The organism is Candidatus Alcyoniella australis (assembly GCA_030765605.1).
Lineage (GTDB): Bacteria > Lernaellota > Lernaellaia > JAVCCG01 > Alcyoniellaceae > Alcyoniella > Alcyoniella australis.
This window is the reverse complement of sequence record JAVCCG010000123.1, coordinates 1-3,855: the sequence shown is the minus strand read 5'-3', so window position 1 is coordinate 3,855 and position 3,855 is coordinate 1. Positions and strand designations below refer to the sequence as shown.

The 3,855-nt window shown below is 59.0% G+C and carries 5 protein-coding genes; all 5 read left to right on the top strand.

All coding sequences use genetic code 11. The annotated features are described in order from the left end of the window. Positions 1–1,326: hypothetical protein (locus tag P9M14_15265; protein ID MDP8257105.1), on the top strand; the 1,326-nt coding region annotated here is incomplete at its 5' end. Between the two features lie 2 nt (positions 1,327–1,328). Beyond that, entirely contained in the window at positions 1,329–1,616 is a 288-nt protein-coding gene (locus P9M14_15260; GenBank protein ID MDP8257104.1) for a hypothetical protein, read from the top strand. Then, positions 1,616–2,143 (top strand): peptidoglycan recognition family protein, encoded by a 528-nt coding sequence (locus P9M14_15255; GenBank protein MDP8257103.1) that lies wholly within the window; start codon positions 1,616–1,618, stop codon positions 2,141–2,143. Before P9M14_15260 ends, P9M14_15255 begins: the two co-directional genes overlap by 1 nt. Positions 2,144–2,212: 69 nt before the next feature. After that, complete coding sequence (locus P9M14_15250) at positions 2,213–2,899, top strand: hypothetical protein (protein ID MDP8257102.1); 687 nt, start codon at positions 2,213–2,215, stop codon at positions 2,897–2,899. 431 nt (positions 2,900–3,330) lie between these two features. After that, a partial coding sequence (locus P9M14_15245; protein ID MDP8257101.1) for a DNA cytosine methyltransferase occupies positions 3,331–3,855 on the top strand: 525 nt, incomplete at its 3' end.

The window sequence follows — 3,855 nt, the reverse complement described above, 5'->3', positions numbered from 1 at the left end:
TGGGACGATTCCGACGACTGCTGGCGCATCCGCTTCGGCAGCAAGATGGCGCTGCTGGTCTCGATCTGCCCCAACGACTCGGCAGGGCTATTCATATCCCAGGGCCTGCGCGTCTACATGCACCCGGGCGGCATCGCCGATGATGATCCGATCATCTGGACGCGCGTGATGGAGCTGACGCCCAGCAGCTTCACCGAGCTCGAGCAGCTGGCTCAGGAGATCGCCGCGGCTCGGGGCAGCATGTCATCGCTGGATGCCAGGCTTGATGTCTCGCTCAATGAGGACGGCACGTACAAGCGCGTGGGGATCCTCGACCAGGTCATGGACGAGGTGGAAGCCGCGCGTGGAAGCATGCCTTCGCTGGACGAGCGTCTGAACGTCTCGATCAACGCCGATGGCTCGTACAAGCGCGTGGGCCTGCTGGATGCGGCGCTGGACGAGGTTGAGCAGGCCCGTGGCTCCCAGGCCTCGCTCGATGCCCGGCTGGACACCTCGCTCAACGAGGACGGCTCGATCAAGGTTTCCGCCCTGCCCCTGCACCAGGAGTACTGCTTCTCCAGGTCGGGCATCGTGCGGCTTGCCGTTCTAACGGAAACCGCCAACGCGGGCCAGGCCGTGGTCAAGGTCGGTCAGACCAAGGGGGCGATCTTCTCGGCCGGCGACCTGGTCTGGCTGCGCGGCGTCACATCAGCGGAGTTTAATCGGGTGCTGGCCATCACGCCTGGCACTGGCGTTGATGATGAGATCACCCTCGAGCAGAACCTGCAGTGGGCCAAGGGCTGCGACCCCGGCGGTGGCAACTACTCGGTCATCGCGGCCGTGGACAAGCTGGAAATCCCCCTGGACGGCCGCGACCGGCTGGTCGGCTGCCGCGGAGTAATTCGGCCCCAGGAGAAGAACGCGACTCTGGCGGACGCGCAGGCGCGGTTACCGGGCGGCGCCCACGATAGCGAGATGTGGGGATACATAGAGCCGGCCGGCCCCGGCGCGCTCTCCCAGTGGGCCCGGTCAATCCGCGAAGTGCAGGCTCATCGCTACAGCGGCCAGGGTGTTGATCCGCAGGGTGCCACGGCCCAGGCGAGTCTGGACGAGTGGGTGCGCCTGAGCGACGACCAGTGGATCGCGCTTTTCGATCCCCAGTACAACCCGCGGGCCGGGGTGTTTGTGGCGCAGACGGATGTGACGATCAACGGCACACAGCGCATCAGCGCCGGCGAACTCCTGCTCTGCGGCATCGGCTGCGCCAACGAGGACCCGGACGAGTACCGCGGCCTCATGCCATACATCCTGGTGATCACGCTTTCGCCAGATTTCGGAGGATATTGACCATGGACCCGAACACGCTTCAGCTCATCGCCATCGTCGCCGGCGCTATGGCCGGATACGGCGCGATGTTTACATTCCTCATTCGCTGGATCACCCGCAAGAACGACGAACTGATCAAGATCATGCTCGGAAACGACCGGGCGTGGAAAGCGAGGACCAGCGAGTGCCTCGACGAGATCCGCGATCGTGTGGAGCACGGCGAGTGCTGCGGGTATCGAGCCGACCAGGAGAACCTCCACGTGCGGCTGGCGGAGATCCGCGCGGCCGTGGTTGAACGTAAGAGCGCGTGATGGGGGCCGCGAACATCATCAGGCTCGTTGAGAGCTTGCCGTGGAATCCGAGCCGCCCGCGCTGGCCGCAGCAGCGCGACCTGGAAAAGATCGACCGCGTGATCCTGCACCAGAGCCTCGGCCACGCGGACCCGTCCGGCAACCGGGATGTCTTCGGCATCAACAACTACCACGTCAGTCCCGGTAACCACATCTCGGCCGGCGGCTGTCCGCACATCTGTTACCACCTGGTTGTTGATGACGATGGGAGCATTTACCAGACAAACGAACTCACCGACGTGGTCTGGCATTGCAAAGGCCAGAACAGCCGCTCCATCGGCATCATGCTGGTCGGCAATTTCGCGGGGCCGGGGCACTCCGGAGGCGAACCCACGGAGGCCCAGGAGCAGGCGTTCATCGCCCTGACCAAGCACCTGGTAAAGACGCTGGGGCTGGCGATGGACGGGTTTTTCGGTCATCGGGACTTTGGCAAACTTGCGTGTCCTGGCACCACAGCCTATGGGTGGATCAAGAAGTTGCGCGGCTGATCTTTAGCATCTGAAAATTTTTCCAAAAAACGTTGCGGCATTCATCCCACGAGGATAATCTTTGTAGACATGAAAACTTCCGCCTCACAATCCCTGCAAATAGAAACCATTCACGGGTTTCGTGTTCTTCCGATCAGTCCGGTCACGAAGCCGTTTGAGCGGGCGTTGAAGCTCATCGAATCGAGGGTATTCGCGGACCCGTCGTGCGTGATCGTAAAGACGAAACCTGGCGGCAAATCCAGGGTTACCCATGCGGGCGGCCGATACATTCATCCAGCGCTCCACTACGGGCCGACTGTTGTTTCTATGATGAAGGACCAGGGCATAGAGCCGCCTCCCATGCCGTTCATTCTTGCTCCCGGCGAGAAGACGCTGCTCCACGAATGGGGGCATCATGTCGATTTTTGCTGGTCCGGGAACTACCATCTAGCGATCTTTTCAGTCCGATGGTTTTCGCAGTTTTACCACGTGTCCAATCTTGGCGTGCTTTTAACGGCGGATCGTCTGGACAGGCCTGCAGCGGAGCACGAGGCCTTGATTGCGAACGGATGGTTTCATCTCGCCACTGAACTTTTTGCTGATCTCTTTGAAGACTGGATGCAAGATAAACCTGACGCCGGATGGGGCCACTGTGATCCGGTGAAGATGAACATCAATAGCCACAGGCAAGACCACATCACGCAGATCGAGTTACTGGAAGACGTCAGTGCTGCTGATGTCCGCGAAAAAACCAACGCCTTGTTGCGAAGGGACTGAAGAGGCCAGACAAAATTCCTGAAATTCGGCGCGACCTCTTTGGCCGACACACATATGGTGCATTTAATCGTCTGAGAAAAGCGAGGGAGCAAGCGAGCGTCGAGGTGTAGGGATGACGCCGGATGCCCCCAGACAGACCGCTTTATGGGGCAGCGAGGGGGAGCCGGAATTTCTGGTAAGGCTCGACCGACACGAGGATGTGCCGAGGTTCTATGTGCGGTGGCTGAACTGAGAGGTAAGCGAATGGCAAAGCCCTTTTTTCACACCGTTATTGTGGGAATTAGAAATGGGTTCCCGTTGAAACCATGCTCAACTGTTTCAGTGCAGTTTCTTGCAATAATTCCGCGTAATCCCTTGCACCTGGCATGGATTGTGCTATACTCCGACCAAAATACAGTACTGATTTCCTTTAATCCAAGTGGGCGTATTCAATGAGAAAACAGCCGATCCGCATGTTTGATGTTTTTTGCGGAGGGGGCGGTAGCTCCCAAGGTGCAATCATGGCGGGGGTGGTCCCTGCCGCAGCCTTGGACAAATGGAGTATTGCCGCCCAAACGTACAGGCAGAATTTTCCCGATGCGGTTGTCTACGAAACGACAGCAGGCTCTTTGTCGCCTAAACAGGTATCCCGTGATGTGGGAAGAATCGACCTGATGCTCGCGTCGCCAGAATGTACCAGCCACAGTGTGGCTAAGGGAAACAAGCCGAGGTGCGAAGAAAGCCGTGCTACGGCATTTGATGTCATACGGTTCGCTGAAGAGTTGCGCCCCAGATGGCTCGTTGTTGAAAACGTAATGCAGATGCAAAAATGGTATCGGTTTGCTGAGTGGCGACAATCCCTGGAACGCATCGGGTACAATCTCGATATGTGTGTACTGAACGCGCAATATTTCGGAGCACCCCAGTCGCGTCGTCGGCTGTTTATTGTCGGCGACCTTGAAGGAATCCCGTCGTTA